Annotated in this window: 5 protein-coding genes; 3 read left to right on the forward strand and 2 right to left on the reverse strand. The window is 59.1% G+C overall.

Going from position 1 to position 4,316, the window contains the following annotated elements; translation table 11 throughout:
• Positions 1 to 743: DUF1214 domain-containing protein (locus tag AC1DT3_RS13175; protein ID WP_477465703.1), on the forward strand; the 743-nt coding region annotated here is incomplete at its 5' end.
• Between the two features lie 483 nt (positions 744 to 1,226).
• On the opposite strand, the gene AC1DT3_RS13180 is transcribed toward AC1DT3_RS13175, so the two are convergent.
• On the reverse strand, positions 1,227 to 2,852 hold the full coding sequence (locus AC1DT3_RS13180; RefSeq protein ID WP_477465704.1) for a bifunctional aspartate transaminase/aspartate 4-decarboxylase: 1,626 nt from the start codon (positions 2,850 to 2,852) through the stop codon (positions 1,227 to 1,229).
• 207 nt (positions 2,853 to 3,059) lie between these two features.
• Here AC1DT3_RS13180 and AC1DT3_RS13185 point away from each other — a divergent pair, with 207 nt between their 5' ends.
• Positions 3,060 to 3,212, forward strand: a complete 153-nt coding sequence (locus tag AC1DT3_RS13185) for a hypothetical protein (protein ID WP_477465705.1) — start codon at positions 3,060 to 3,062, stop codon at positions 3,210 to 3,212.
• Complete coding sequence (locus AC1DT3_RS13190; RefSeq protein WP_477465706.1) at positions 3,203 to 3,547, forward strand: hypothetical protein; 345 nt, start codon at positions 3,203 to 3,205, stop codon at positions 3,545 to 3,547. The genes AC1DT3_RS13185 and AC1DT3_RS13190 overlap by 10 nt, the downstream gene beginning before the upstream one ends.
• A gap of 63 nt (positions 3,548 to 3,610) precedes the next feature.
• Here AC1DT3_RS13190 and AC1DT3_RS13195 read toward each other — a convergent pair.
• On the reverse strand, positions 3,611 to 4,316 hold a 706-nt coding region (locus tag AC1DT3_RS13195; protein WP_477465707.1), incomplete at its 5' end, for a porin.

Genomic DNA, 4,316 nt, shown 5'->3' on the forward strand with positions numbered 1-4,316 from the left:
ATCCTGAGTTGATGGGCTCAGTGGCGGCGATCGGCATCATGAAGGGCAAGCCATTCGCACCCGATGCGCGGATGAAGAAAATTCTCACTGAGGCCGTCGCATTGGCCAACGCCACCTCGCGCACCCTGTTCATGGCTCCTCGCGCTGAGGACTGGTATTACTACCCTGGTTCGGGATGGGTGAACCAGCTGTTCGTCAGCGGGTATGAGTTCGAGACACCGATCCCGGAAATCACACCGGCTGGCGCCAAGCCCTATCCGCCCACCGGGTACCGCTTGCTGGATTCGCGAACGGCCTTCTTCTACGGCGTCACCGGCATCACGCCAGGGATGGCCATGCGTGTCCCTGGCATCGGCTCGCAGTATCTATGGACATTGGTCGACGCAGACAAGCAGCCCTTCGACGGCGCCAAGACCTACAAGGTGACGCTGCCGAAGGGTATTCCGTACGCGAACTTCTGGTCTTTCATTGCTTACGACAACCAGACGCGCTCCATGCTCGATACGCCGCAGCGCTTTCCGCGCGCGGGCAGTCAGAGCTATCCGTCACCGGCCGCGGAAGCAGCCGCCGATGGCACGACGACGGTCTGGTTCTCGCCGGTACAGCCTAAAGGTGTCGCTCGGGGCAATTGGATCCAGACCATGCCAGGTAAAGGTTTTATTCCGTGCCTGCGTCTCTACGGCCCGCTCGAACCATTTTTCACGAAGACGTGGAGGCCAAGCGAGATCGAGCTCGTGAAGTAACGGGATTGTCCACGTCAGCCCGATTTGGTCGAGAGCTGAAGGATAGTCTGCTGCACTGGCGAGGAGAGGGCAGGCTGATCGGCCTGCCCATCCTGTTTTTTGGTAGTTCATCACGCGTAGCGCCGAGCCGATAGGACGGTCAGGATGGGCCTTGCGCGGAGCCATGCTAGCGTCGAGTCACACGGCGGGTCGGTAGAGCCCACCCGTGCGCATCCATACCGGCGGGGCCCGGCGTACCGAGCCACATCGCCGATCGGTAGATGCGACCGCCCCATCTATGTGTGGACCCTGTGGGCGATCTCTCGCGAATCGGACCAATCCGCCAAGGATGTCGAGCGCCGCATCGACATCCCTCGACGGACTGATACGCCCCAATCGGGGCTGAGTTTGCCCGCGTAAAAACCGACGACAGGCGGTCAGGCCAACCGCGCGGTCCCGGGGGCCGTGGACGACCGCTGAAAATCGCCCACGGCTCCATTTATCTCACGGCTGAACGGGTTCGCCCTTCGCAGCGCGATAAGCCTGAACATAACCTCGTGCGACCGCTCGCACGGCTCTGCCGATGTTTTCATAGGCGTTGTCATCCAAGTTGGCGAAGGACACGCGCGCCGACCAGTTCGGGGCTTCGAAGCCCGAGCCGTTCAGCAAGACGATGCCGTGATCCTGGGCGAGCTTGAACGCGATATCGAGGGGATGGACGTTCTCCTTCAACCAATTGACCACGTCCTCGCCGACATACTTGCGCAGCGTATACTCGAAATCGATGAGGCCGTAATAGCGATCGTAGAATGGGCCGGCGTCCGACGCATCGATTCCCATGGCGTCGACGAGCTTGCGAAAACGTCGGTCGCAAATTTGCATGCAGGCTTTCTGGTAGACCTTGTCGTCGTCGAGCATTTCGACGAGACCGAAGAGAGTCATCATCACCTGCTGAGGCAGTGACAGTCCTGCTGTGTGGTTCAGCGCTACGTCACGACTGTCGGCGACGATGCGGTCGATGAACTTGAGGTCGCTCGGTTTGGGCGTCAGTGCTCTGTAGCGATCGTCCAGAAGTTTCTTGGTGGCCGCAGGGTGTTTGCCGATCATCTCGTCAAAGATGTTGTCCTGCGCGACCGCGATCACGCCCAACCGCCACCCGGTGCAGCCGAAATATTTGGAGAACGAATAGACACCGATGGTGTTGCGCGGCAGGTGACCCATGATCGACTCGAAGTCCGGAACAAAGGTCCCATAGACGTCGTCGGTGAGGATCATCAGATCGGGCCGCTTGGTCTTCACGAAATTGACGAGCCGCTTGACTGTATCCGTCGTCAGCGCGACGGCGGACGGATTGCCCGGATTGACAAGGAATAGCGCCTTGACCTTCTTGTCCTCGAGCGCCTTGAAATCTTCGTCGGTCAGCTGGAAGAGATCTTCCCGCTCGGCGCGAACGAAGATCGTCTTCAATGCGTAGTCCTCGAGATGGGGCATTTCCAAATAGGGCGTGAAGATCGGTGTGCCGAGCGCGATCGTATCGCCCGCATTCAACAGGCGCTGGTTCTTCAGCGCCTTGAAGATGTAGCACATCGCTGCTGTGCCGCCCTCGACCGGATAAAGGTCGAACTTCACGTTCGGGCGGTGGCCGGCACACATTGCCCAAAGAAGATACTCGTGGGTGATGACCTCATTGTGGGCGAGGCTTCTATCGGGGACCGGATAGTGATCGCCGATGATGGAATCGGTCAATTCGTGAACGAAGGCGTCCGAGTCGAACGCAAACTTGGTGATGGCGAAATCGACCGCCGTGCTCAGCGTTGCAGCGCCCTCGTCCTTCTCGCGCTCCGCGATCCATTTTTTGAAACGCTTGTAGCTGCCGTCGCGTGCCGGCATTCCTGCGAGCCCGGCCTCATCATCTTCAAAAACACGCTTCGCCTCTGTGAGCGCGAATTGTCCGAGCAGAAAGAACGCCTCCCGGGCGCGGGTTGCGATCCAGTTCGGATTGCCGCGCCCGGCGTTCAGAAAGGTCTGCGCAGAACGGTTCGATTCAGCCTGAGCGAGATGGATCAACTCGTCCTTGATTTCGAAGGGGCTGAGACCCTCGAACTTCGAATAGTTGCTTGTGTCGGCCATAGCGAAAATCCTCCGTGGTGAGAAAATTCCAACGCATCTCGCTTAGAGATTTGGGGGCGTTGCGATCGAAGTCCGTGATTTTGACTTCGATCTTCGTTCGAATCCGTGCCACCAGGCCAATCAACGTATTGCCCGTTGCCTATGGGCGGCTGACATCAGCAACGCTTGTACCGACTGCCGGCGGTGTCCTCCTCGTTGAGATATCGAATGAGAAAGCCATCGGGCGTCCGGGACATGGTTGCGGTCCTGTCCGCCGCAGAGACGGCGGTTCTGCACGACAGAGTAAATGAGATGCGGTGGCTGTCCCTGCCTGTCGTGGCGGAGCGAAAGCGACAAGTCGCCAGCGGCGTTTGGATCTGATCGCCGGAAATAATGAAGGCTGGGAAAAAGATGTTGATCGATCGCCTGAAAGCGTGCCCGCTATTGGTCGTCACAAAGACCGCATGACAGTCTCTGGTTTCTTCAAGCCAAGCACCCTGAAAGTTGGACCAGACGCGAGATTGGGCGACGGCTTCGACACCACCCAACAACAACGCTGCTCCAGAAGTGAGCGCGACCAAGGTCCCTTTGAAGGCAAGCCTTTGCATCACGCCCTCGCGAGAATGCRGAATTCGAAGTCAGGCAATACTCAAGATACCAGAACAACGTCCTATTCTGAAGAAAAGAATGTCTCGGGACGCATCGCCCTGGCGTAGCAATTTGCTTCCGGTGAATGACTCCATCTCAGTGGGGGCGAAGGAGCGACCGTTCTCGTCGGTCTAAAAATCGCGCTGCACCCGCAAGCGGCCTTCCCACGCGTCTGCCGAGTTGATCAGCCGATTGCCGGGGTCGTTTCCTGCATAAACGCGGCTGCGCGGGTCGACACGTCGGTATATTCCTTCGACGCCCATGTAGAAGCCGCTCACCGGCGACCAGGCGAGGTTTGCACCGACCCGCCAATCCCTGGTGTCGACGAAGCCAAACGAGCCGCCTGCGGGCGTCGCGACGGTGGCGCCTCTGTCGTAGTCGATGACGCCGTAGGAGCCGAAGGCAGCGGAGCGCCATTGTGGCGCCCAGTAATGCAAGTAGATCACATTTGCTGTCCAGCCGCTGGCAAGTTCCAGATTGCCGAACGCATTCACATAAGCGTCTGTCTGGCTCAGTGAAATATCGCCGGACGACGTGTTGCCGAGACCGAGATAAGTCAGCGCACCCCGGGAATAACCGCCCTGAAACCAGAGCTGGTCGCCGTCGGCAATCATCGGCAGGTTTACTTGCAGACCGCCTTGAAGGGCGTAGCCGTATTGCGTGTCGGGGAACTGGCCAAAGGGGAAGCCGGGAAAAAGATCGTTCGAGCGGATCTGGCGAAGAGCGAAGGACGCTTGCGCCTTGCCCCAATCCTGCTCGACGAGCAATTGTCCGACGACATCAGGCACGCGTGAGCCTGCGCTGGTGAGGGGGAGGCCGGGAAAGTCGGGGCCGTTC

The sequence above is a fragment of the Microvirga sp. P4_G7 genome (assembly GCF_056401005.1).